This is a genomic window from Streptomyces sp. NPDC101132, assembly GCF_044759225.1.
In the GTDB taxonomy this organism is placed as follows: domain Bacteria; phylum Actinomycetota; class Actinomycetes; order Streptomycetales; family Streptomycetaceae; genus Streptomyces.
The window spans coordinates 129,742-152,910 of the sequence record NZ_JBIVYX010000009.1; the positions used below are offsets into that span (position 1 = coordinate 129,742).

Genomic DNA, 23,169 nt, shown 5'->3' on the forward strand with positions numbered 1-23,169 from the left:
CCCGGTCGGTCAGGGTGTCGGACCCGTGCCGTCCAGCAGGCGGTCGAGGGCCCTGCCGAAGAGCGCCCGGCCGGCCAGGGCCACCGGGGCGTCCAGCAACCGCGGGACGCCCCGCAGCCGTACCTCCTCCAGCCACACCACCTCGGCGCCCCCGCTCCCGTCCCCGGCCGGCCGCACCTCGATCTCCGCCCAGCCCAGCACCACGCGCCCGCGCTTCACCAGCCGGCAGCGCCCCGCCGTCCCGTCCGCCGGCGGCACCCAGCCGACCACCTCCATCGGGTCGTCGAGCGCCAGCCGGCCCACCCCGGTGCGCGCGGTGAACACCGTGCCCTCCCGCGTGGGCGGCGCCGTCTCCCTCACGATCCGTGTGAAGGGCATCTGCGCAGCGTGGCGTGGCCAGTCGGTGACCCGCAGCCACGCCTCGGCGGGCGGCACGGGGGCGGTGCGCACAATCCGGATAAGAGACATGAACCGATCGTAAAACTCCATCCGGTCCGTGAGACGAACGTCGAATACGGGTTCCGTCCGGCACCGCTGATCAGTAATACTCCTCGCCACCGTGGATGGCGGCCAGGCCCGCACTGACCACCCGGCCCTCCGCCGCCACAGAGCGAGGAGGTGCGCCATGTGTAACCACCAGCCACCCTGTCCGAGTGCCGACAGCGCCGACCGCGACGCGGCCCGCACCGTGGCCTTCCATCCGGAACAGGGCTGGAGCCTGCTCTGCAACGGCGTCGTCCTCTTCGACGACACCGGAGAACAGCTCCCCGACGGCCGCGCGGTACAGCCGCGCCGTCCGGTCCTCGTCTGAGCCGGCCGACGCCCGCCCATCCCAAGACCCCCGTCTGTGCCGAGAGGGAGATCCCATGCGCCAGACCCAGATACGCAAACCCGCCCCCAAGCCCGCGCCCCGAGACCTGGACCTGCGCACACCGTCGGGCAGACCCCTCCCGTACTGACGGGAGCCCGGAGTCCCCCGCCCGCCCGGCGGGGGACGCAACGCCCCAGGACCCCGGCCGCCCGCCGGGGCCCCGGCCTCAGCCGGTGTGCGGCAGCGTCTCCGCGCCGCCGCGGAACGCCCGTTCGTACGCCTCGTCCCCGATCGCCTCGCGCGCCTGCCGCTCGCCCGCGTCCCGCACCGCCCGCAGGGACGGTGAGCCCATCTGCGGCCGGCCGACCACCCGCCACCACGCGTGCCCGGTGCCCAGCAGCCGCGCCGCCAGCTCCCCGTCGCCCTCCGCCGCCACGGCCGCCGCCAGCAGGTCCAGGCCGATGGCGATGCCGAAGCTGTCGTGCAGCAGCCGCTTGCCGGACAGCGCGGCCCGCACGTGCCGTGCGGCCTCGCCCGGCCGGTCCAGGCTGAGCGCGGCGACCGCGAGGATGTAGTCCGCGAACGCCCGCAGCCAGCGGTCGCCCATCCGCTCGCAGGCCTCCCGCAGCCCGGTGGCCTCCGCCGTGGCCTCCTCGAAGCGGCCCAGGCCGCACAGCGCGTACGAGGCGGCGAGCCGGCACAGCAGCGTCCCCGCCCCGTCGGCGGGACCCGCGTGCGCCGCCCGTGCCCGCCCACTCGTGAACTCCAGCGCCCCCGCCGGATCCCCCGGCATCAGCACCGAGACCCCCACCAGGTAAGCGGCCCGCAGCCGCGCCTCGGCGTCCCCCAGCACGGCGGCCGCCCGCAGGCAGTCCTCGCCCCAGGACAGGCTGCTCACCAGGTCGCCCTGGAGGAGTGCGGTCAGCCCGACCGCCCACAGCCCCTGGACGTACGCCCGCCCCTCCGCGGGGACGAGGGCCAGCGCCCGCTCCAGGAAGGCGCGCCCCTCGCCCAGGTGTCCGCAGCAGAACCAGAAGAACCACAGGTGCCCGGCCATCTCCAGGGCGGTGGCGGGGTCCGTGCCCAGCAGGTGCTCCAGCGCGGTGCGCAGCTCCATGTGGTCCGCGCTGATCCGCCGGTACCAGTCCAGCTGCTCGGGACCGAGCCAGCCCGCGTCGGCCTGCCGGGACAGGGCCGCGTACCAGTGGGCGTGGCGGTCGGCGACGGTGTGCTCCTCGCCGAGCTCGGCGAGCCACTGGCGGCCGTACTCGCGGATGGTGTCGAGCATCCGGTACCGCTCGCGGGCGCCCTCGACGGTACGGCGCACCACCGACTTGCCGGCCAGCCCGGCGAGCAGGCCCTCGATCCGGGCGGCGGGGAGCGGGCCGCCGGAGCAGACGGCGCGGGCGGCGGCCAGGTCGAAGTCACCGGCGAAGACCGAGAGCCGGGCCCACAGCAGCCGCTCCAGCGGCTCGCACAGCTCGTGGCTCCAGCCGATGGCGGTGCGCATGGTCTGGTGGCGGGGGAGGTGCGCGGCGCCGGTGTCGGAGAGCACCTCGAAGCGGGCCTCCAGGCGCTCCGCCATCTGCTCCAGGGTCCACAACCGCAGCCGGGCGCCCGCGAGTTCGAGGGCGAGCGGGATGCCGTCGAGCCGGCGGCAGACCTCGGCCGCGGTGGCGGTGCGGCCGGCGTCGGCGAAGGCGTGGCCGGCCTGCGGGGTGGCGGCGAGGGCGCGGTGCCGGAAGAGGGTGAGGGCGTCGCTGTCCGCGCCCTCCACCGGCAGCGGGCGCACCTCGTTCACGGTCTCGCCGTAACACCCCAGCGGCTGGCGGCTGGTGGCCACCACGGTGAGCCCCGGTGCGGCCTGGAGGAGTTCGCCGACGAGGTGGCGGCAGGCCTCCACGACGTGCTCGCAGGTGTCGAGCACCAGCAGCAGCCGCTTGTCGGCGAGCCAGGCGCAGAGGTCCTCGTCGGGGGTGCGGCCGGAGTGCTCGGTGAGTCCGAAGGCGTGGGCGACGGTGGCCGACAGCAGGCCGGGGTCGCGCAGCGGGGAGAGCTCCACCCACCAGACGCCGTCCGGGTAGGCGCCGCGGGCGTCGCGCACGGCACGCAGCGCCAGCCGTGACTTCCCGACGCCGCCGACCCCCGTCAGCGTGATCAGCCGACGGTCCCGCAGCAGGCCCCCCAGCCTTTCGAGTTCGTCCCGACGCCCCACAAAGCTCGCCGTCTCCGACGGCACGTTCCCCAGCACGGCGTCAGATTCTGTCCCAGAGGGCCGGTCGGACAAGCCCTATTGATCATTGTTGATCGAATAGTCACCAACCGGGTGCGCGGATCGGACCCTGATTGGCGCCTGGCCTACGGGTTTGGCTCACGCGTTTCGCCTACGGGGTTGGCTTACGGGGTTGGCCTACGGGGTTGCCGTGGACGGGACCAGGGTGACGTTCCGCTCCTCGGAGAACCCACCCCAGGTGCCGTCGGGCAGCCGGGCCCGGAGCTTGAGCGTCCACACCGTGCCGCCCGGTTCGGTGGCGGACAGGCGGTGCACCACCCGGCCGGCGGGCACGGCCTCGGCGCCGAACTGCAGGACGGTGGTGGCCCGGCCGTTGACGTACAGCTGGTACGCGGTGACGGGTTCGCCGGTCTCGGGGGCGGTCCAGGACAGCTCCACGGTGCCCGGTGCCGCGGTGACCGCGAACTCCGTCGGGGCGGTGCCGCCGGTGTCGGGGGCCTCGGCGGTGGTCAGGGGTGCGGCCGGGCTGTCGGGGGAGGAGTTGTCGGCCGCGTCGCGGGCGCGGACCGTGAAGCGGTAGGCGGTGGCGGGGCGCAGGCCGGTGAGGCGGGTGGTGGTCTCGCGGGCGGGGACGGTGTGGATGCGTACGCCGCCCTGGTAGACGTCGTACGCGGTGACGCCGGTGTCGTCGGTGGCCCGCGGCCAGGACAGCACGGCCGCGCGGGCGCCCTCGGGGCGGGCGGAGAGGCGGGCCGGGGCGGCCGGGGGCCGGGTGTCCTTCGTGCCGGCGGCGGTGGTGACCCGGGCGGAGGCGGTGAGGGGGGAGAGGTTGCCGGCCGCGTCGGCGGCCCGTACGGCGAAGGCGTAGGTGGTGCCGGGGGCCAGCCCTTCGACGTCCACCATCCTTTTGCCGGCCGGGAGTTCACGGAGCAGGGCGCCGTCGCGGAACAGCTGGTAGCGGGTGACGCCGTCGGCCGGTGCGGCTGCCTCCCACATCACGTGGGCGGAGGTGGCGCTGCCCGACTCGGCGGTCAGGCCGGCGGGCGCGGGCGGGGGCTCGGTGTCCCGGTCCGGCCCCCCGCAGGCGGCCAGCAGGCAGCAGAGCAACACGGCCGGGGCGGCGGCTCGTCGCACGGCCCCTCCTTCCCCGGGCGGGCGAGAGTCTGGACGTAAAGGTCTAGACATGTATGACACAGGGGCCGGGCGCGGCTCAAGGATGCGGGTTGATAACCTCTTATTGCGATCAAGTCGCAATAACTTTTGATCTTCAGTAGAGCAGGGATGTGCACCGGATGACCGCCCGAACGGCACGGGGACTGGCCACCACCACGCTGGCCGCCGCACTCATCGCGAGCGCGGCGGCGTGTTCCGCGCCCGGCGGAGGGGGAGCCGCGGCGGGGGACCGGGCGGCCGACTCCGTCGTCGTCGGCATCGCCAACGAACCGGAGACCCTCAGCCCGCTCCTCGGCTACGGCAAGGACGGCAACTCGAAGATCTTCGACGGACTGCTCACGCACGACGCCGGCATGGCGCTCCGGCCCGCCCTGGCGGCCGCCCTGCCCGAGGTGTCCCCGGACGGCCTCACGTACACCTACCGGCTGCGGCAGGGCGTGAAGTTCAGCGACGGCCGGCCCTTCACCGCCAAGGACGTGGTCTTCACCTACCGGACCATCCTCGACCCCAAGACCAACAACCCCTCGCGCAGCGAACTCGACGCCCTGGCCCGGGTCGAGGCCAAGGGCGACGACACCGTCGTCTTCACCCTCAAGTACCCCTACGCGCCGTTCGCCGAGCGGACCGTGCTCCCCATCGCCCCCGAGCACGTCGCCGGCCGCCAGGACGTCAACACCGGCGCGTTCACCACCCGGCCCGTCGGCACCGGACCGTACGTGCTCACCGCCTGGTCCAAGGGCGAGAAGCTGAGCTTCAAGGCCAACCCCGGCTACTGGGGCGGCGAACCGGCCGTCAAGAAGTTCACCATGGCCGTCATCAAGGACGACGACGTGCGCGCCACCCGGCTGCGCGCGGGCGAACTCGACGGCGCCATCCTGCCGCCCAACCTCGCCAAGGGCTTCGCCGGCGAGCGGGGCCGGACCACGTACGCGGCCAAGTCCTTCGACTACCGCAACGTCACGCTGCCCTCGCACCACGCGGTGACCGGCGACACCGCGGTGCGCCGGGCCCTCGACCTCGCCGTCGACCGCAAGGTGATGGTCGACCGGATCCTCGAAGGCGCCGGCAAGCCCGCCTACGGTCCGGTCCCCACCGACAGCCCCTGGTTCGCCGCCGGCACCGAGCGCCCCCACGACCCGGCCACGGCGCGGCGGATCCTCGACGCCGCCGGCTGGAAGCCCGGCCCCGACGGCATCCGCACCAGGGACGGCGTCCGTGCCTCCTTCCCCCTCTGGTACCTCTCCGGCGACAAGCTCCGCCAGGAGCACGCCCTCGCCTACGCCTCCGACGCCAAGAAGATCGGCATCGAGATCAAGACCGAGGCAGGCACCTGGGAGGCCATCGAGCCCCGGATGAAGCAGGAGGCCGTCCTCGCCGGCGGCGGCTCGCCCGCCGACCCCGACTTCGACCAGTACCTGCTGCTCGACTCCGCCGCCGCGGGCCAGGGCTTCAACAACATGGCCTGGTACGCCAACCCGGCCGTCGACAAGGCCCTGGAGCAGGGGCGCCGCAGCGGCGACCACGCCACCCGCAAGGCCGCGTACGACACCGTCCAGCGCGAACTCGTCAAGAACCCGGGCTACACCTTCCTCACCCACATCGACCACCTCTACGTGATGGGCGACCGCTGGGGGAAGCTGACCACCCAGGTCGAACCGCACGACCACGGCCTGGCCTCCGGTCCCTGGTGGAACATCGAGAGCTGGAAGCCCGCCCCGTGACCCTCCGCCTCCCCTGGGGGCCGATGGCACGGATGACGGGGCGGCGGGCACTGTCCGCCGCCCCCGTCCTCCTCGTCGTCACCTTCGGCGTCTTCGCCGCCGCGGCGGCCTCCCCCTTCGACCCCGTCAAGGCGTACGCCGGCACCGCCGGCCTCACCGCCTCCACGGAGAACCTCGACCAGCTGCGCGCCAACCTCGGCGCCGACCAGCCCCTCGTCGCCCGCTGGTGGGACTGGCTCACCTCCGCCCTCACCGGCGACCTCGGGGCCTCCGCCGTGATGCGCCAGCCCGTGGCCGACGTCATCACCGAACGCCTCGGCTGGTCCGCCCTCCTCGCCGCCACCGCCTTCCTGTTCGCGGTGACCCTCGGCACCGGCCTCGGCGTGCTCGCCGCCCGCCGCCCCGGCCGCCTCCTCGACCGGGCCGTCTCGGCCGCCGCGTACACCCTCGAAGCCGCCCCCGCCTTCTGGCTGGGCCTGCTCGCCGTGTGGTTCTTCGCCGTCCGGCTCGGCGTGCTCCCGGCCGGCGGGCTCACCGACGCGGGCAGCGACACCGTCACCGCCGGCCAGGTGGGGACCCACCTCGTACTGCCCGCGCTGGTCCTCGGCCTCTCCCAGCTGCCCTGGTTCTTCCTGTACGTGCGCCAGGGCGTCGCCGACGCCCTCGCCGAGGACCCCGTACGCGGCGCCCGGGCCCGCGGACTCGCCGAGCGCACCGTCCTCCTCCGGCACGCCCTGCGCTCCGGGATGCTGCCCGTCCTCACGCTGATCGGCTCCCGGGTGCCGGAGCTGATCACCGGCGCGCTGCTCGTCGAGACCGTGTTCAGCTGGCCCGGCATCGCCGCCGCCACCGTGCAGGCCGCCGTCGCCGTGGACTTCCCGCTGCTGGCCGCGCTCACCGTGCTCGCCACCGCCGCGGTGCTGCTGGGCAACCTGCTCTCCGACCTGCTGTACGGGCTGGCCGACCCGAGGGTGGGCTTCGATGGGTAGCCGCGGCCGCGTCCGCCTCTCCGCCGGCATCGTCGTCCTGGCCGTGCTCGCCGTGCTGCTGGTGCCCCCGCTGGCCCGGCTGGACCAGCAGGCCGTCGACCTCGCCGCGAAGCTCCTGCCGCCCTCCCCGGCCCATCCGTTCGGCACCGACGAACTGGGCCGCGACCTGCTGCTGCGCTGCGTCTACGGGCTGCGGGTCTCGCTGCTGGTCGGCGTGGTCGCGGCCCTGGTCGCCACGGTGATCGGCACCGCCGTCGGCGCGGCGGCGGGCGCCCTGGGCGGCTGGTTCGACCGGGTCGTGATGCGGGTGGTGGACACCTTCGCGTCCGTCCCGCACCTGCTGCTGGGCATCTTCGTCGTGGCCCTCTTCCGGCCCGGGGTCTGGCCCGTGGTGGTGTCCGTCGCGCTCACCCACTGGCTCTCGACCGCCCGGATCGTCCGCGCCGAGGTGCTCTCGCTGCGGTCCCGCCCCTTCGTCGACGCCGCCGTCTCGGGCGGCGCCTCCCGGCTGCGCGTGGCCCTGCGCCACCTGGTGCCCGGGGTCCTGCCGCAGGCCGGGCTCGCCGCCGTGCTGATGGTGCCGCACGCCATGTGGCACGAATCGGCCCTCTCCTTCCTCGGCCTGGGCCTGCCCGCGCACCAGGCCAGCCTCGGCAACCTCGTGCAGACCGCGCGCGGTTCCCTGCTCGCCGGCGACTGGTGGCCCACGCTCTTCCCGGGCCTGTTCCTGATCGTCCCGACCCTGGCCATCGCCTCGCTGGCGGCGGCCTGGCGCACCCGGCTGAACCCGCGGCGCCGCTCGGAGCTCACCCTGTGACCGACCACATCGCACCCCCGGACCCGACCGGGCGCCCGGACACCCCGCTCCGCCCCGCCGCCCCGCCGCCCGTCCTCCGCGTCGAGGGCCTCTCGGTCCGCTTCCGGATGCGCGGCGGCGCGGAGGTCGCGGCCGTCTCCGACGCCCGCTTCACCCTCGCCCCCGGCGAGTGCCTGGCCCTGGTCGGCGAGAGCGGCTGCGGCAAGTCCGTCCTCGCCTCCGCACTCCTCGGGCTGCTCCCGGGCAACGCCCTGGCGACCGGGTCCGCCCGCCTCGCCGACGGCCTGGACCTGCTCGACGCGGACGAGCGCACCCTCGCCCGGACGGTACGCGGCCGGCGCGTCGGACTCGTACCCCAGAGCCCGGCCGCCCACCTCACCCCCGTACGCACCGTCCGCTCCCAGCTCCGCGAGACCGTCCGCGCCCTCACCCGCACGCCCCGGGCCGCCCTGGCCGGGGCCACCGAGACCGCGGCGGCCCGCGCCGCCTTCCCCGCGAGCCACCTCGACCGGCACCCCCACGAACTCTCCGGCGGCCTCGCCCAGCGCGCCGCCACCGCCCTCGCCCTCGTCGGCGACGCGCCCCTGCTGCTGGCCGACGAGCCCACCACCGGCCTCGACCGCGAACTGGTCGAGCGCACCGTGGACGAACTGCGCGCCCACACCAGGCAGGCGGACCGCGCCCTGCTCATGATCACCCACGACCTGGCGGCCGCCCGGCGCATCGCCGACACCGTCGCCGTGATGTACGCGGGCCGGATCGTCGAACTCGCCCCCGCCGAAGCCTTCTTCGGCGACCCCGGTCCCCGCCACCCGTACGCCCGGGGCCTGCTGGAGGCCCTCCCCGAGCGTTCCTTCACGCCCATCCCCGGCACCCCGCCCGAGCTCGGCGCCCTGCCGCCCGGCTGCGCCTTCGCGGCCCGCTGCCCGGCCGCGGGGCCGGCCTGCGCCGAACGCCCGGCCCTCACCGACGGCGTGGCCTGCCACCACCCCCTCCAGCCCGCCCCGCCCACCACCGCGCCTGAGGCAGACCGTGCTTGAGCTGAGGAACATCACCGCCGGATACGTGCGCCACGCCCCCGTGGTGCGGGACGTCAGCCTCACGCTCGCCCCCGGCGAGTCCCTGGGGCTGCGCGGACCCAGTGGCTGCGGCAAGTCCACCCTCGCCCGCGTCGCCGCCCTGCTGCACCGGCCCGACCGCGGCACCCTCGTGCTGGACGGCACGCCCGTCACCGCCTGGCGGCACCGGGCGCCGCGCGAGCAGCGCACCGCCGTCGGCGTGGTCTTCCAGCAGCCCCGGCTCGCCGCCGACCCCCGCCTCCGGCTGCGCGACCTGATCGCCGAACCGCTGCGCGCCACCGGCCGGCGCTCCGAAGTGGCCCACGCCGTGGACCGGTTGAGCCACCGGGTCGGCCTGGGCGCCGACCTGCTGGCCCGCCGGCCGCACGAGGTCAGCGACGGCCAGCTGCAACGGGCCTGCCTCGCCCGGGCCCTGGTGCTCCGACCGCGCTGGCTGGTCTGCGACGAGATGACCGCCATGCTCGACGCGTCCACCACGGCCGCGCTGGTCGGCGTCGTCGAGGAGTACCGGGCCGAGACCGGTGCCGGACTGCTCGCCGTCGGGCACGACGGGGTGCTGCTGGAGCGCTGGTGCGACCGGACGGCCGACTGGTCCGGCCTCACCGGGGCGGCGGCACCCGCCGCGGCGGCCGCCTGGGAGGACACGGACGCCGAGGGCACACGTCGGCGGGAACGGCACCTCGAATAGATCCGGAACGCCGAGATCCCGCCCGGTCAATCAGATCGGGCGGGATCTCGTGAACTCTGCCTGAGCCGACTCAGGAACAGTCGCCTGGGTTCAGGGAGAGAGTCAGGCGGCACGCAGCCATCGGCGCAGCAGGGCCAGGTCGCCCTCGCCGACCAGGATCTCCATCCGTTCCCCCTGAGGGGTGCGGTAGTCCAGGAGCGCGAAGCCGGGCCGCATGCTACTGCGCTGCGAGGCCGCCCCGCCGGGGGCGATGGTCCGCGGCCCACGCAGCGGGTTCTTGAACCGGAGCCCCTCGGGGGTGACGGTCACCTTCCCGTACCGGGACAGTCCCTTGCGGTCCTGCCGGTACCAGGCGATCCGGCAGGGGACTGCCGCGCGGTCCCCCGCTCCGGCCCGCCGCTCGGCGCGGCGCGCGGAGACCAGCCGGGCGGTCGTTCCCACACATACCGCGACGGCAGCAAGGAACACCAGCTCCCAGAAGCCGGACATATCAGAACCCTTCGGTGAGGCGTGTGATGGAGGCGAGGGAGCTGATGGCCGCGCACCGGGGCGTGTGCCCCCGATGGACGAGCCGGGCGGTCACCCCGCCCCACAGGAGGACGAACAGCCCCACCACGATCCCGCCGCCGACCGGCCCGCCGCCGAGGGCGAACACCCCGAGGGCCAGGGCCAACCAGAACACCAGGAAGAGCCACTCGGCCCCCAGAACGGCCGGGACCGTCACGCGGACGCCCTCAGGCTCCCCCTCGAGAGGCTTGTCGAGATGGATGTGTGCGCGCGTTCCACAGGCGCTGCGGTCCATGGTTCCTCCTGTGCCGGCGGGGCCTGTAAGACCCCGCCGGTCAGATGATACGGGCGGCGATGAGGCTAGAAGAGGCGCCGTCCGATGCTCATGGCGCGGGGCCAGCGCTCGGTGAAGATCCTCTTCGTGTCCCTGATCAGGGACGCGCCCCTGCCGGCAGAGTGGGCGATCGGGTTGCCGCCGGCGAAGTAGCCGGTGGTTCGCGGGTGCCAACCGAGCTTCTCCACCAAGCCGACCTTGCTGCCGCCGCCCTTCCACAGGGCACCGCCGATCCCGCGGCCCCAGGTGGCGCCGAGGGCGATGCCCTTGACCTCGGACATCGCCGTCCGCTGGAGGAACTGGGCGCCGCCCTTCTTGCGCTCTTCCTCGGAGGCCACTGCGATGTGCGCGCCGAGACCCGCGACGAACAGGGCCGAGGCACCCACCACGAACAGGCCCATTCCGCAGACCGCCGAGGCGATGCACAAGGCCGTTCCGGCCACGGCCAAGGCGGTGATCACCTTGTCCACGCCCTTGTGGCGCCAGTACTCCCAGGTCTGCATCTTCTTCCACTCGTCCTTGGCACCGTCCCACTTCGCCTGAACGGCGCCTCGGACGTCACCGGAGGCCACGCTCTGCCAGAAGCCCTTCTTCTTTTCGGGCTTCTTCGCGGGCGGGGTGTAGGAGGAACCGGAGGAGTAGGTCCGGCCGGAACGGCAGTCGGGGTCGTGGCGGCAGGCCCGGTTCTCGGCGGCCTTGCGGTTCAGGTAGTCCTGGGAGACGGTGCCGCCCGCCGCCCGGACCTCGGTCTCGTAGCGGTTGCCGTAGTCGTACGGCTGGGTGCCGTTGCGGCACTTGTACATGCCGCTCGCGCACTCGGCCAGGGCCATGCCATCCGGATCCCAGTTGGCGACGGGGTTGGCGTTGGCGTAGGTGTAACCGTTCATCTGCAGCGGGTCGCTGTCGTCGATGAGCGGGTCCACGGTGATGAACCGGCCGGTTGCGGGCTCGTACTCGCGGGCCCCGATGTGCGTCAGGCCCGTGGCAGAGTCCTCGGTACCGGTGCCCAGGAAGGTCCGGTTCCCGCGCCAGTTGTCGCCGAAGGCGCCGCGCTGGTTGCCGTACGGGTCGAACTTGCGACGGGTCAGGGCCTGGCCCGTCGCCGCGGCGACCATGGTGGTGGCCGTGTTGTGGTGATCCGACAGCAGCACGCTCAGGGTGTTCGAGGAGCCGCGGACGAACCGCACGGTCACCGGGGCGCCCGGGCTCGCGTAGTAGCGCACGGCGCTCAGAGCCTGTCCGGCCTTGTCCACCGTGACTTCCGCCTCACCCAGGTGCAGGGTGCGGCTGGAGCCGTTCTCCGAGATCAGCCGGTTGCCCTCGGCGTCGTACAGGTACGAGGAGCCGTCGGTGTAGCCCCACTGCTGGTTCGGGCCGCCGGCACAGGCGTAGAGGATCAGGTCGGTGCCGTCGGCGCTGTTGCCGCCGGGCACGTCCACGCAGCTGTCGGTGGCGGTGTGGCGCAGGGTCTTGTCCGCGGCGCGGTACTCGAACTTCTGCTTGGGGTTGCCGTCACAGGTGGCTATGCGCAGGGCGCCGGACTCGTTGGAGAGGCACTTGCCCAGGGCTCGGACGGTGCCGCCGGTCAGGCGCCACTGCTGGGCCTTGGACTCGTTGCAGCCCCACAGCTGGACGGCGGTGCCGTCGGCGCTGCGGCCCGACTCGACGTCGAGACACTTCCCGGCCAGGCCGGTGATGGCGACGGAGCCGACGCCCGCGGAGGTGGCCGAGCTCAGCTTGTTGTGTCGGTCCCAGGTCAGGGTCTGGGTGTCGTTGCCGATGGTGCGCTTGGTGGTGTTGCCGAGGCTGTCGTAGGTGTAGGAGGACTGCGTGGTCGTGGTCGAATTCGCGGTGCGGACCGTGGTCTCGGCCGTGGCCAGCGCGTGCGGCTGCGTCTTGATCGGCGGCTGGGGCCCACCCGGGATCGGGATCCCGTAGGAGTAGGTCGTCTCGTCGTCCAGTGCGGAGTTCGTCAGGTCGTGCTGGACCAGCTTCGTCCGGTTGCCGATCTTGTCGAAGCGGTAGGACTGCCAGTAGCCGTCACCGTCGGGTCCGGCGGTGACGTCGTTGAGCGTCGGACCGGCGCACTGGTCGGTCTTGCCGGTCCACGCCTCTGTCAGCTGGCCCATCGCGTCGAACTGGAAGCACTGGCGATCGGTCCAGCCGCCCGGGCGGTTCTCGGTGATGGAGGTGACGTTGCCGACCGTGTCGTAGCCGTAGGAGAGCTGCGCGATGCGGTTCGGGGCGGTCTCACGGTCGGAGAAGGTGTCCGTTACACGGCCGGTGTTCGGGTCGTACAGGTTGGTGGTCCACACCCGGTTCGGGGCGCTGCCGGACGCAGTGCGCAGGACCTCGCCGAACGGGTTGTAGACCGTACCCGCGGTGTACCAGGCCAGACCGGACATGGTGATCTGGCGGTCGTCGGCGTCGAAGCGGTTGACCAGGCGCTCGGCAGCCAGGCCGCCGGGCGTCGCGGGGACCGTGGAGGACTGGACGTTGCCCGTGCGGGTGTAGCTGGTGCCGTAGGTGTATGTGCCCGCCAGGCCCTTGGTGGCCGCGGTGTCGGGGACGGTGATCTTCCGGCCGGTGGGGCGGTACTCGGCGTCGTAGCCGGTGACCTCAGTGGTCACGGCCGTGCCGCCGGTGTGGCGGGTGGCGGCGACGGGGTGGCCCTTGGCCCCGGGCAGCGTGTCGTAGGTCCAGCTGGCCGACAGGGTGCCGTTCGGCTCGTCCTCGACCTCGGAGGTCTTGCGCCCGAGCTTGTCGTAGGTCGTGAAGGTCTTGCGTCCGGCGGAGTCCTGGACCCAGACCCGACGGTCGAGGTCGTCGTAGCCGAAGGCGGCGGACCCGGTATCGGGGTCGGTGGAGGCGGTGGGCCGGCCGCGGGAGTCGTAGGTGTTGGTCCAGACGTTGCCCGCGGGGTCGGTGACCCTGGCCAGGTTGCCGCGCGGGTCGTAGGTGTAGGTGTTGTCGCCCCAGGTGGTGAGGTCGGTGGCGGTGTAGTTGCGGATCAGCGTGGTCCGGTCGAGGGCGTCGGTCCACTTCTTGGTGGCCCGGCTGCCCTTGAGCGGGGTGGTGCCGTCGGCGGACATGCCGGTGCGGGTGAGGGTGGACTCGCCGTCGTAGACCTGGACGGTGGAGTGCTTCGGCTCGTCCGCGAACAGCGTGGTCACCTGCAGCGGACGGTCGAGGCCGTCGTAGGAGGTCTTGGCGGAGTTGGGCACGTGGAAGACGGTCTCCGGGACGAAGATCTTCGTGCCCGGCTCGCCCTCGGCGTAGTAGTCGTTGTTGGTCTGTCGGATCGTGCCGTTCTGGTTGTAGAAGGTGTCGGTGACGATCCGGCCGCCGCCGGCGGCCTCCTTCTGGACCTGGCGCGGGCGCAGCAGTCCGTCGTAAATCGTGACGGACGTCTCGTACGTGCCGTTGTCGCGCAGCTCACCGGTGACGACGGTCGGCGTCTGGTGCTCGGCGATCTGGTACTGGAAGGTGTGCATCGGCTTGTCGGACGCCGGGTTCTGCGAGGAGGTCCACACGTCGGTCACGCGGCCGAAGGCGTCGTAACGACTGGTGGACTTCCGGGCGTTGGCGTCGATGACCTCGACGGCGCTGCCGCGGCCCGGGTCCACCTTGGTGGTGGAAGTGTGGCCGAGGGCGTTGGTGGTGGTGGTGCTGAAGGCCGGGCCGGTGGCCGGGCTGTAGGCGTAGCCGGTGGCGTTGCCCGCGGCGTCGGTGACCTTGGTCTTGCGGCCGAGGGAGTCGTACTCGATCTTCGACTGGGTGATCCAACCGGTGCCGGCCGCGTCGGTGCCGTCCACCTGGGCCGCCAGACCCGCCACGGGGGCGGTGCCGAAGGCGTTCGGCGCGTCGTAGGAGGTCCGGGTGTCCGTGACGACGGTGCCGGTGGCCGCCTGCGCGCAGGTGCCGGTGGTGGTCCGCTCCCGCTGGGGCAGGCCGATGATGTGCTTCGCGGTGTTGTGGACGTACGTTGTGGTGTCACACCGCTGGTCCGTCACGGTCCAGCCACCGGAGCCGTCCGAGGTGTGGACCCCCGTCTGCGAGGTGACGGCGAGGTCGTAGGTGCCGTCGAAGGTGTCCTCGGTGCGGACGATCCGGCTGCGGCCGCCGCTGATCGCCTCGATCTTGTCGGTGCGGGCGGTGTCGTTTCGGTACGCCTCCAGGGCGGTGGTGCCGTCGCGCGGGCGCGAGGCCGTCTTGCGGCTGCGAGGCCAGCTCAGGACCCGGCTGTCGATCTCCCCGCCGGCCTTGGTGTACGTGATGGTCTCGGCGGTGAGGCCCGCGTACTGGGCCAGGTCTTCGCCGAGGGTCTCGGTGCCGGTGGAGTCCTTCACCATGATCTGCGCGCGGCCCGCGTCCCCGGACATACCGCGGAAGTAGCGGGTGCGTGTCTGGGACTGCACGGTGGCGTCGGCGCGACCGGTGTCGGCCGTGGCGCCCTTGCGGACGACGACGGACGCGTAGCCCCGCCACTGGCCGTAGGTGCGCAGTTCGGGCTTGGAGAACTCGTCGCTGTCCTTGGCCCAGGCAGCAGGGCCCTCGTAGGTGTAGGAGGTGACGACGTCGGGCTGCCGGGCGACTCGGTCCTTCTCGACGACGGCGTCGACCACGTACTTGTTGAACCACTCAAGCGGGGGCTTCTCCAAGGCGCTGTCGGGTGACCAGTGCACGGGGAAGCAGCGGGTGGTGTTCTCTTCCGGCTTGGGGTGGGTGGTGCCCACCGGGCAGGGGTCGGAGTAGTCGACGAAGACCTCGCCGCCGGTTTCGTTGCGGATGGTCTCCACTCGCAGCCGGTCGAAGTCGGGGGTGGCGTCGGTGCTGCTCTTGGCGACGCGGTTGGGCATGTCCTTCTGGTTGGCCAGGAAGGTGACCGGAGGCAGCGGCACGCCGGTCTGGTTGCCGCTCGCGTCCTTGGTGGTGTAGCCGGTGCGGCGGACGGACTCCAGCCACAGCGGTGGGTGGGTGTCGGTGCGCTGCTTGGGGAAGGACTGGGTCAGGCCCCAGCTGTCCACCTTTGACAGCTCGGTGCTGCCGGGGGTGCGCTGGGCCCAGGTGGTGACGGCCGTCAGACGCTTGCGGGTCCAGAAGGTCGGCGAGGAGTTGTAGCAGTTCTCTGCGTCCCACTTGCAGTGCAGCGTGGTCGGGGTGTCCCACCAGGCTTGCTTGTCGCCGTAGTTCTTGGACTCGAACTGGGTGTCACCGCACTTGACGCCGCCCTCTTCGATGCAGCGTTCGGCGACGGAGAACTCGACTTTCGCGGACGGGGCAGCGGAGAGGTTCCCGGCACGCAGGCCGTAGGAGATCTGGGCCGGGTAGCCGCCACGGACGTAGCCGACCTGGGCGCGGTCCTTCTCCTTGAACTTCTCGTTCTTGGCGTAGCGGTTCTCTTCGCGCTTCCAGTCCACGACCATGGCGTTGCCGTGGACGTCCTCGACGTAGTCGAGGTTCCAGCGCCAGCCCTGGCGGCAGGAGGAGGAGGCGTACGCGCTCTGGTAGCAGGGCTCGCCCGGGTGGTTGCCGAAGACCGGCACGGTGAACACCGAGTCGGTCACGGTGCGGGTGCCCGCGCCGTCCACGTCGTGGCGGCCGAAGTGGTAGCGGGTTCCGTCGCGGGTGGTGAGGACCCAGTACTCGCCGTCCTTGGCGCCGTTGGCGACGGTGGTGTCGGTCTTGCGCTCGACCTTGGAGCCGTCGTCGTTGGCGGGGACCCAGGCGCCGGTGGTGGCGTCCTTGACCAGGTCGGTGGTGGCGCCGCCGAAGGACATCACGACGTTGTCGCCCGCCCAGCAGAGGTCGCTCTTCTTCTTGTCGGCGGTGCCGTTGTTGTTGGGCGCGTTCGGGGTGGTCTTGCGGTCCTCGTCGCAGGAGCGGTAGCGGCGCTCGATGTAGCCGGGCTCGTAGTCCCAGCCGTCACCGATCCAGGAGGCCTGGCTGTTGGCGACGGAGGTCTTGCCGTCCACGGCCTGCGAGGAGTACGTGAAGGTGACCTTCGGCGCGGGCCCGGCCGGCGGAGCCGGCAGGGTCAGCGGGTAGGACCAGCTCATGGCACCGCTGCTGCCGCCCGCCGACCAGCTGCCGGAGGGGGAGAGCGGGGTGGCCTTGTAGGTGCCGCCGGCGCCGGAGGCGGAGTCGGTCGCGGCCAGTACGGTCGTGCCGCCGCCGCCCGCCATGGTGGTCATGCCGGCGGCCGGGGTGGCCTGCGGGTCCACGGTCGCACGGACGGTGCCGGTGGCCGGGTCGTTGGTGCTGGGTACTTCCTGGGCGACGGAGCACTCGGGAAGTTCCGGCGTGGTCAGGAAGCACTCCGGGAGCTGCTTGAGCTCCAGGCGGGAGGACCACTCGGTGCCGTAGAGGTCCTCGAACTTCTGGTAGTCGAGCTGGACGTCCACGGGCGCGGCGCTCTCGGCCGGCGCGGTGACCGTGATGAGCGCGCCGTCCACACCGGCCGCCTCGGTGGCGGTGCGCGCTTCGACCGCCACGGACCAGGTGCCGGTCGGGGCGGGCGGTGCCGGGTTCTCCTCGGTCGGCGTGGCCTTGCCGATGGCCACGGGCAGAGAGCCCACGGGCACGAGTTGGTCGCCGGTGGCCGTGGTCAGTGCGACCTCGGCCGACCCGCCCGACGGCGGCGTGACCTTGGACGGCTCGTACTCGACCGGCGGCTGGGCAGGTACGCCGGCCCAACCCTCCAGCTTCGCTGCGGCGACCTGGTCCAACTTCGCCCTCAGGTCTTCCTGAAGGCCGGGCAACTGCAGCCCGCTGCGGTCGCCCGGTGACGCTGCCCACGCCTCGATCGGCAGCAAGGAGACGACAAGCGCCACGGTAACCGTGACGCCGGTACGCCTGACCATCCGGCTGCGCGATTGTCTGGCTTTCCTGTTTCCGGGCAGGCGGAAATTACGCGCCGAGAACGGCGACATGTGACCCCCCAAGCCACTGCCACCGGCCCAAGGCACAGAGATGGCAGGGAACTGACAAATTACTCGATGATTGTGGGGCGGTGAAATGCGTAACGCCACACCTTGTTGCCCTATGTGATCATGATCACGGAGCGCCGGATGCATATTCGGGCATAGGGGATGCAACGACGCTTGCCTGCTGGTCCGTTGACCGATCGGGAGATGACGAACCCGGCCGGATGGTCCATGCTCACCTCGCACATTTCTGCGTGAAGGCAGGCCGGAACCAGGCCGATCGCCTGAGGCCACTGCGCATGGCCAACACCAAGCACCAAGGGGGCACCCTCGTGCGCCTGGGGGGAGACGAAAAACCATGGCAACCCGCGATTCTGTGGGCGTGAGCCCATCAGATCCGGCCACCCCGGACAGTTCCGGCGACCCGGCCGGTCGTCGCGACGCGACCCGCCGCCGCAGGGCAGTTGGAGCGCTCGCGGCGCTGCTCGCCGTCGCCGTCGCCGTGCCGGTTGGCGTGCAACTGTCCTCGCCGGAGCGCCGGCAGCCGGAGTCGGAGACGAAGAAGCAGGTCGGGCAGGGACCAGTCGCGGCCCGGAACGCGCTTCGACTGGCGAAGCAGACCGGGAAGCCGGTCGAGGTGGTTGCGGATCGCACCGAGAGTCGGACGGTGTGGGCGCAGCCCGACGGACGGCTCAAGGCCAACGTCCACAGCCAGCCCGTCCGGGCCAAGGTCGATGGCCAATGGCGCGCCATTGATACCGATCTGCGGCCGGTGAAGGGCGGATTCGCCCCCAAGGCGGTCAACGGCGGCCTGGTCTTCAGCGCCGGAAGCCGCGCTTCGGACCGGCCCGCCCGCGTGGCGAACCGTCGTGCCCTGACCTCTGGTCCTGCCGCGCCGCTGTGGACCGAGCTGGTCCGCCTGAACACGGGCGGACGCGAGGTCGTCGTCAGCTGGCCGGGTGAACTGCCCGCGCCGGTGATCGACGGCCCGCGTGCGCTGTACGAGAACGTTCGCCCCGGAATCGACCTGCTGATGACCGCTCAGGACGGCGGATATTCTCATCTCCTGGTGGTGAAGGACCGCAAGGCTTCCGCCGATCCACTGCTGAAGAGCTTGAACTACCGGCTGGCCGGGCCCGGTCTGACATTCCGCCTGGATCCGAAGTCGGGGGCGGTCAGCGCCCGCGACGCAAAGGGCAAGGAGGTGGCCGGCGCCCCCTCGCCGCTCATGTGGGACTCCTCCGGCCGAGTCGCCACCACCGACGGCAAGCCCGCCCTGGCCCCCAGCGCAGTGGCGGGAAAGCATCCCTCACTGGGGCTGGCCGGACTCGCCGGTGCGGAAGGGGCGCATCTGGCCGTCGCCAAGGCGAAGCTGACCTCCGGGACCTTGTCCTTGAAGGCCGACGAGAAGCTCCTCAACGCACCCGACACCAAATACCCGGTATTTGTCGACCCGTCTTTCAAGGGCCACAAGAGCGGCTGGGCCCACCTGTACAAAACCGCTGGGGACTCGAGTTTCTGGAACGGCCAGAACTTCAATGCGGGCGGCACGAACGAGGCCCGCGTCGGATATGAGTCCACCACTGGAGGCACGTCCCGAGCGATTTTCAATTTCGACTTCGGCAGCACTCTCCACGGTGCCGGAATTTCTGATGCCCGTGTGCGCGCACTCCAGACGTATTCATGGTCCTGTGGGTCGAGGGCCATGGACATCTACAGCACTCCCTGGGTGAGTTCCACGAACACCTGGAACAACACCTCCGGCTGGTGGGGCAAGAAGGTCGCCTCTGAGAGCGCCGGGTACGGCTACAACAGCACCTGCCCGGACAACTGGGTGGCGCCGGTGGTCAAGGACCTGATCCAGGAGGCCGCCAACAACCGGTGGGGCGCTGTCTCGCTCGGCTTCCGGGCCGCGAGTGAGTCGGACCCGTACTACTGGAAGAAGTTCATGGCCAACGGCGAGACCGCGCCGTACCTGGAGATCACCTACAACCGCCGTCCCGACGTGCCGGTCGCGGCGAACATGACCACCAGTCCCGGTGGCGCCTGCCTCACCCAGGCCCCGGTCACCAGCATCGGCAAGACCGATGTGGAGTTCCAGGTCAAGGGCAGCGACCCGGACGGCAATCTCAAGGAGATCCAGATCGAGATCTGGGGCTCCGACGGCAGCCACCCGACCCCGACGGTCAACCTGCCGGTCAACAGCGACGGTAGGGTCACCCACCGGGTCACCTGGGACAAATTCGCCTCCGGCCGGACCTACTACTGGCTGGCGCGGGCCTTCGACTACGACGGCTGGATGTCCCCGGGCAGCGGTCCGCTGGACTCCGGGGGCGGCGGCTGGTGCACCTTCACCGTGGACCACACGGCGCCCGCCAGCCCGGCCGTCCGCTCGGTCCACTTCCCCCAGCCCGGGCCCGACGGCTCCGAGTGGAGCCTGGAGCCGGCCGGCACCGACAACCAGTGGGTGGAGTTCCTCGGCAACGGCACCAAGGCCGAGGACATCCGGGAGTACCAGTGGAGCCTGAACCGCCCGCTGTACGACCAGAAGACCTCGCCTTGGAGCGCCGACCTCGCATCGATCAAACTGAAGGTCGACACGGCAGGTCCGAACGTCCTGTACGTCCGAACGGTCAGCAAGGCCGGCAACGTCTCGGCTCCCACCACGTACCTCTTCTACGTGCGCCCGCGGCCCGGCCAGGACAAGCCCGGCGACGTCACCGGTGACGGACTGCCCGACATCCTCGGCATCGACGCCAAGGGCAACCTGCGCACGTACGCGGGTGACGCGGTCGGCGACACGGACGCTTGGTTGCCCGGTGCCCTCGACGACGGCAAGCCGGTGGCCGACGGGTACTGGCAGGATGCCTCCGGCAAGGCCGCACTGATCAGTCATGCCACTGACTGGTTCCCCGGCGACGGCCTGACCGACCTGGTCGCGCGGATGCCCGACGGCAAGCTGTACGTCTACCCGGGCGACGGCAACGGCCGCTTCGAGGTGGCCCAGCGGATGGAGATCCTGCTGCCGACGGGCGCCCCTGACCCGGCGACGCTGACTCAGCTGGTGGTCACCGAGGACGTCACGGGAGACGGCATGCCCGACGCCTTCGCCCGCGCCGGCGACGCCTTCTGGGCCTTCAGCGGCTACAGCGGCGGCGTCTTCGCCGAGGCCCGTCTGATGTCGGCGACCGGCTGGACCAGGCGGGACATCATCGGTGTCCGCGACGTCTCCGGCGACAAGATCCCCGACCTGCTGTTCCGCGACGACGTCGACCCGAACCGAGGGCTTGCCCTGCGCAAGGGCAAGCCCGGCACGAACGGCGGCGTGGACTTGGCCTCCCTGGCCACGGCGGGGGCGGCGTTGGACGCCAAGGACTACACGTACGGCGGAACCGGCTGGGGTCGGGTCGAGTTCCCGATGATCCATGGGACTCCTGACGCCACCGGCGACGGGATCCCCGACTTCTGGGTGGTGCGCAAGGACGGGGTGCAGCTCCTCTACAAGGGCGGGTCCGCCACCCACGACTGGCCGTCCGGTGCCGACGAGGACGCCTGGAACACCTTCAAGGGGATCGGCTGACCGTTCCCAGGGGCATCGCCTGAGCGATCGCCCACACCGTACGCCCGGCCGCGGAATTTCCGGCCGGGCGTACGGCGTTGCCGATCACGGGGAGGAACGGTGCTCCCTGGGGCTGGGGCGTGGTCGGCCGCAGTGCGCGGCGCTGCTGCGGACGGGGCGGCTGCCCCGCCCGGCTGACGTGCCGTCACGGACGGTCAACCACCCGTGCGGCGGACACGTCGGTCACCCGTCAGGCCGCCCGGCTGCGCCACCATGGCGCCCGAATGCCGCAGCCGGACCGGCCGTGCGGCGTAGGAGGTTGTGATGGCCGTTTCCATCTCCGTCGTACTGCTGCTCCTCATCCTCGCGGTGATCTTCCTGCGCAGCGGCGGGCTGAAGTTCTCGCACGCGCTGGTCTGCCTGCTCCTGGGGTTCTACCTGGCGAGCAGCAGCATCGCGCCCACCATCCACGACGGCCTGACCGCCACCGCCGGCGTCGTCGGGAGCCTCCGTCCCTGACCGGCGGTGACGGTCAACGCCGGTATGAGGGCGCCTTGTTGACGCACTGTTGATCAACTGTTGCGGGTCCGTGAATCATCCGGCGCCCCTATGGATTCCTCAGGCAACGAGTTCTAGCGTCGGGCGGCGGCGCGATCCCGTACGCACGCGAGGAGGAACCGACCGGATGTTCCGAAGAGCGCTGAACTGCGCCGTGCTCCCGGCCCTGATGCTGGCCACGGCCGGGTCCGGGCTGTACCCGGCCCAGGCCGAGGAGATACCCAAGGCACCCGGCCACCGCCTGGTCAGCCACTACGACGGCGCACCCGCGACGGCAGCCCCGCTGCCCGGCGAAGGCCCGCCGCGCCACCCCCACCTGGCCCCCAACGGGCGCAGTGGCATGCACGCCGACGCCGCGGGCAGCGCCACCTACCCGTGGTCCGGGCCCCTCGGCAGGAACCCGGAGGTGCGCAGCGAGAAGATCGCCGCCCTGGGCGGCGAGTGCGCCACCGCCACCTTCGACTCGGGCGGCCGCCTGGTCACCGTCTGCGGCACCTTCGCCGGGTTCCGGGTGAAGCTGCTGGACCCGGGGACCCTCGCCACGCTGGCCGAGTACCGGCTCCCGCAGCGTTCCTCCACCGTCGAGGCCGTCACCAGCCTCGACTTCTCCAAGATCTTCAAGGACACCTCGGGAGGCGCCTACTTCTACCTGGACGACCAGGACCGGGCCGTCCTCGCCGACTCCCGCCAGCACATCCTGCGCCTGGGCCACTCCCAGGACCCCGACGGAAGCTGGAAGTTCACCGTCGAGGACGACTGGGACCTCACCCCGGTCGTCCCGCACGACTGCGTCAGCTGGACCAACCTGTGGCCCGGCGGCACCTGTGACCCGGTCACCTCCGTGATGCCCGACTGGGACGGCCGCATCTGGTGGGTCACCCGCCAGGGCCGGGTCGGCACCGTCGACCCCGCCACCTCCGCCGTCCGCTCCGTCCGGCTGGCCGGCGAAGAGATCCAGAACTCCTTCTCGGTGGGCCCGGACGGCGTCTCGATCGTCACCGACCACGCCCTCTACAGCTTCACCACCACCCCCGACGGCACCCCGAAGGTGCAGTGGCGCGAGACCTACGACCGCGGCACCGGGACCAAGCCCGGCTCCGTGAACCAGGGTTCGGGCACCACACCGGACCTCTTCGGCGACGGCTACGTCGCCATCACCGACAACGCCGACGACCGGATGAACGTCCTGGTCTACCGGCGCGCCGTGGACGTCCCGGCCGGCGGGCGGCTGGTCTGCAAGGTGCCGGTCTTCGGCCCCGGCGCCTCCACCACGGACAACTCCCTGATCAGCTGGGGCAACAGCCTCGTCGTCGAGAACAACTACGGCTACGAGAACCCCACCAGCCTGCTCCTCGGCAAGAGCGTCGTCGGCGGCGCCACCCGCATCGACGTCCGCCCCGACGGCAGCGGCTGCGACACCGTCTGGCAGAGCGCCGTCCGCTCCCCGTCCACCGTGCCCAAGCTCTCCACCGCCAACGGACTGCTCTACTTCTACGAGAAGGAGCCCAACGTCTGGGGCATCGACGCCTGGTACCTGACCGCCGTCGACTTCCGCACCGGTGAGCGCCGCTGGCGGCGGCTGACCGGCACCGGCCCCGCCTACGACAACAACTGGGCCCCCATCACCCTGGGCCCCGACGGCACCGCCTACGTCGGCGTCTTCAACGGCATCCTCGCCGTGCGCGACACCTCCTGACCCCCGCCGGCACCTCCGGGCCGTCCCCCCGGCCGCACGCCCCGCGTCACAGGTGAGCACCACCTCGGCGCGGGCGTG

15 protein-coding genes are annotated in these 23,169 nt (G+C 71.9%); 9 read left to right on the top strand and 6 right to left on the bottom strand.

Annotated features, from left to right (window positions below; all coding sequences use genetic code 11):
- Nucleotides 1–9 precede the first annotated feature (9 nt).
- Entirely contained in the window at nucleotides 10–468 is a 459-nt protein-coding gene (locus tag ACIQUR_RS21860) for an SRPBCC family protein (protein ID WP_403666597.1), read from the bottom strand.
- 157 nt (nucleotides 469–625) lie between these two features.
- Here ACIQUR_RS21860 and ACIQUR_RS21865 point away from each other — a divergent pair, with 157 nt between their 5' ends.
- A complete protein-coding gene (locus ACIQUR_RS21865) occupies nucleotides 626–811 on the top strand; it encodes a DUF5999 family protein (RefSeq protein WP_403666600.1) in 186 nt (61 codons plus the stop codon).
- A 226-nt stretch (nucleotides 812–1,037) separates the two neighbouring features.
- On the opposite strand, the gene ACIQUR_RS21870 is transcribed toward ACIQUR_RS21865, so the two are convergent.
- Together ACIQUR_RS21870 and ACIQUR_RS21875 are read right to left on the bottom strand one after the other, a co-directional pair.
- Entirely contained in the window at nucleotides 1,038–3,062 is a 2,025-nt protein-coding gene (locus ACIQUR_RS21870) for an ATP-binding protein (RefSeq protein ID WP_403666602.1), read from the bottom strand.
- 159 nt (nucleotides 3,063–3,221) lie between these two features.
- A complete protein-coding gene (locus tag ACIQUR_RS21875) occupies nucleotides 3,222–4,178 on the bottom strand; it encodes a fibronectin type III domain-containing protein (protein WP_403666605.1) in 957 nt (318 codons plus the stop codon).
- A gap of 158 nt (nucleotides 4,179–4,336) precedes the next feature.
- Here ACIQUR_RS21875 and ACIQUR_RS21880 point away from each other — a divergent pair, with 158 nt between their 5' ends.
- From ACIQUR_RS21880 to ACIQUR_RS21900, 5 genes are read left to right on the top strand one after another with little or no spacing between them, the layout of a single operon-like run.
- Nucleotides 4,337–5,938 (top strand): ABC transporter substrate-binding protein, encoded by a 1,602-nt coding sequence (locus ACIQUR_RS21880; RefSeq protein WP_403666608.1) that lies wholly within the window; start codon nucleotides 4,337–4,339, stop codon nucleotides 5,936–5,938.
- 23 nt (nucleotides 5,939–5,961) lie between these two features.
- Nucleotides 5,962–6,927: an ABC transporter permease gene (locus ACIQUR_RS21885; RefSeq protein WP_403666611.1), complete on the top strand. Its 966-nt coding sequence runs from the start codon at nucleotides 5,962–5,964 to the stop codon at nucleotides 6,925–6,927.
- Nucleotides 6,920–7,744: an ABC transporter permease gene (locus ACIQUR_RS21890; protein ID WP_403666615.1), complete on the top strand. Its 825-nt coding sequence runs from the start codon at nucleotides 6,920–6,922 to the stop codon at nucleotides 7,742–7,744. The genes ACIQUR_RS21885 and ACIQUR_RS21890 overlap by 8 nt, the downstream gene beginning before the upstream one ends.
- The gene (locus tag ACIQUR_RS21895; protein WP_403666618.1) at nucleotides 7,741–8,784 is read left to right on the top strand and encodes an ABC transporter ATP-binding protein; all 1,044 of its coding nucleotides are present in this window, start codon (nucleotides 7,741–7,743) and stop codon (nucleotides 8,782–8,784) included. Before ACIQUR_RS21890 ends, ACIQUR_RS21895 begins: the two co-directional genes overlap by 4 nt.
- Nucleotides 8,777–9,511 carry an ABC transporter ATP-binding protein gene (locus ACIQUR_RS21900; RefSeq protein ID WP_403666621.1) on the top strand — a complete coding sequence of 245 codons (735 nt, stop codon included), beginning with the start codon at nucleotides 8,777–8,779 and terminating at the stop codon, nucleotides 9,509–9,511. The genes ACIQUR_RS21895 and ACIQUR_RS21900 overlap by 8 nt, the downstream gene beginning before the upstream one ends.
- A 102-nt stretch (nucleotides 9,512–9,613) precedes the next feature.
- On the opposite strand, the gene ACIQUR_RS21905 is transcribed toward ACIQUR_RS21900, so the two are convergent.
- The 3 genes from ACIQUR_RS21905 to ACIQUR_RS21915 form a co-directional block, all read right to left on the bottom strand.
- Complete coding sequence (locus tag ACIQUR_RS21905) at nucleotides 9,614–10,000, bottom strand: hypothetical protein (protein ID WP_403666623.1); 387 nt, start codon at nucleotides 9,998–10,000, stop codon at nucleotides 9,614–9,616.
- Nucleotide 10,001: 1 nt separating this feature from the next.
- Nucleotides 10,002–10,235, bottom strand: coding sequence for a hypothetical protein (locus ACIQUR_RS21910; protein WP_403666626.1), 234 nt, complete (start codon nucleotides 10,233–10,235; stop codon nucleotides 10,002–10,004).
- Nucleotides 10,236–10,378: 143 nt separating this feature from the next.
- Nucleotides 10,379–17,185, bottom strand: coding sequence for a ricin-type beta-trefoil lectin domain protein (locus ACIQUR_RS21915; RefSeq protein WP_403666629.1), 6,807 nt, complete (start codon nucleotides 17,183–17,185; stop codon nucleotides 10,379–10,381).
- 475 nt (nucleotides 17,186–17,660) lie between these two features.
- Between ACIQUR_RS21915 and ACIQUR_RS21920 the strand changes: the two genes are divergently transcribed.
- From ACIQUR_RS21920 to ACIQUR_RS21930, 3 genes are all read left to right on the top strand, one after another.
- Nucleotides 17,661–20,858, top strand: a complete 3,198-nt coding sequence (locus tag ACIQUR_RS21920; RefSeq protein WP_403666631.1) for a DNRLRE domain-containing protein — start codon at nucleotides 17,661–17,663, stop codon at nucleotides 20,856–20,858.
- A 303-nt stretch (nucleotides 20,859–21,161) separates the two neighbouring features.
- Complete coding sequence (locus tag ACIQUR_RS21925; RefSeq protein ID WP_403666634.1) at nucleotides 21,162–21,356, top strand: hypothetical protein; 195 nt, start codon at nucleotides 21,162–21,164, stop codon at nucleotides 21,354–21,356.
- Nucleotides 21,357–21,522: 166 nt separating this feature from the next.
- Nucleotides 21,523–23,091, top strand: coding sequence for a hypothetical protein (locus ACIQUR_RS21930; protein WP_403666637.1), 1,569 nt, complete (start codon nucleotides 21,523–21,525; stop codon nucleotides 23,089–23,091).
- Nucleotides 23,092–23,169: the final 78 nt, after the last annotated feature.

What these genes read in the sequence shown, in the direction of transcription:
- ACIQUR_RS21860 (WP_403666597.1), bottom strand. Translation starts at nt 468, where the DNA reads ATGTCTCTTATCCGGATTGTGCGCACCGCCCCCGTGCCGCCCGCCGAG.
- ACIQUR_RS21865 (WP_403666600.1), top strand. Translation starts at nt 626, where the DNA reads ATGTGTAACCACCAGCCACCCTGTCCGAGTGCCGACAGCGCCGACCGC.
- ACIQUR_RS21880 (WP_403666608.1), top strand. Translation starts at nt 4,337, where the DNA reads ATGACCGCCCGAACGGCACGGGGACTGGCCACCACCACGCTGGCCGCC.
- ACIQUR_RS21885 (WP_403666611.1), top strand. Translation starts at nt 5,962, where the DNA reads ATGGCACGGATGACGGGGCGGCGGGCACTGTCCGCCGCCCCCGTCCTC.
- ACIQUR_RS21890 (WP_403666615.1), top strand. Translation starts at nt 6,920, where the DNA reads ATGGGTAGCCGCGGCCGCGTCCGCCTCTCCGCCGGCATCGTCGTCCTG.
- ACIQUR_RS21905 (WP_403666623.1), bottom strand. Translation starts at nt 10,000, where the DNA reads ATGTCCGGCTTCTGGGAGCTGGTGTTCCTTGCTGCCGTCGCGGTATGT.
- ACIQUR_RS21925 (WP_403666634.1), top strand. Translation starts at nt 21,162, where the DNA reads ATGGCCGTTTCCATCTCCGTCGTACTGCTGCTCCTCATCCTCGCGGTG.
- ACIQUR_RS21930 (WP_403666637.1), top strand. Translation starts at nt 21,523, where the DNA reads ATGTTCCGAAGAGCGCTGAACTGCGCCGTGCTCCCGGCCCTGATGCTG.